General features: G+C 69.1%; 2 protein-coding genes. Both read left to right on the forward strand.

Annotated elements, in window-relative coordinates; genetic code table 11:
• Positions 1 to 635, forward strand: a 635-nt coding sequence (locus AOK24_RS43125; protein ID WP_055725295.1) for an ABC transporter permease, incomplete at its 5' end; no start/stop codon positions are given.
• The coding region (locus AOK24_RS43130) for an ABC transporter ATP-binding protein (protein ID WP_159052212.1) at positions 608 to 1,071 on the forward strand (464 nt) is incomplete at its 3' end. The genes AOK24_RS43125 and AOK24_RS43130, both read left to right, overlap by 28 nt.

Raw genomic sequence — 1,071 nt, forward strand, 5'->3', positions numbered from 1 at the left:
GCGACGTACCCATCGCCGACGGTTCGCTCACGTCGGCGATGGGTACGTCGCTCCAGCGCGTGGCCCTCGGGCTGCTGTTCGGCACTCTCATCGGCACCGGACTCGCCCTGTTCTCAGGGCTGTTCAGGGTCGGCGAGGATCTCGTGGACGCGCCGGTGCAGATGCTGCGGACCGTGCCGTTCGTGGGTCTGATCCCGCTGTTCATCATCTGGTTCGGGATCGGCGAGACGCCGAAGGTCGCGATCATCACGCTCGGGGTGACGTTCCCGCTGTACCTGAACGTGTACGCCGGGATCCGCGGCGTGGACGCCCAACTCGTCGAGGCGGGCGAGTCGTTGGGGCTCACGCGATGGGGGCTGGTCCGGCATGTCGTGCTGCCGGGCGCGCTGCCCGGCGCGCTGACGGGGCTGCGGTACTCGCTCGGCATCGCCTGGCTCGCGCTGGTCTTCGCCGAACAGGTCAACGCGGACTCGGGGATCGGGTTCCTGATGGTGCAGGCGCGGGACTTCCTGCGTACGGACGTGATCGTGGTCTGCCTGATCGTGTACGCGTTCCTCGGCCTGTTCGCCGATTTCGTGGTCCGTTCTCTGGAGAGGGTGCTGCTGCAATGGCGACCGACGTTCACCGGCCGGTGACCGGACAGGCGGTGCGGGTCGAGGGGCTGACGCGGTCCTTCGACGGGCGTGCCGTCATCGACGACCTTCAACTCGACATCAGGCCGGGCGAGTTCGTCGCCCTGCTCGGACGCAGCGGGTGCGGGAAGTCGACGCTGCTGAGGATCCTCGCGGGGCTCGACCGGGAGATCGAGGGGACGGTGCTGGTGCCGCGCCGTAAAGCGGTCGCGTTCCAGGCGCCGCGGCTGATGCCGTGGAAGAGGGTGTGGCGCAACGTGCTGCTCGGACTGCCGGGCAATCCCTCAAGGGACGTCGCCGACAAGGCACTTGAGGAGGTCGGGCTCGGTCACCGGGCGGACGCGTGGCCCAGGACACTCTCCGGCGGCGAGGCCCAACGCGCCTCGCTGGCACGGGCGTTGGTGCGCGAGCCCGATCTCCTGCTGCTGGACGAGCCGTT

Source organism: Streptomyces niveiscabiei (assembly GCF_001419795.1).
Classification (GTDB): Bacteria; Actinomycetota; Actinomycetes; order Streptomycetales; family Streptomycetaceae; genus Streptomyces; species Streptomyces niveiscabiei.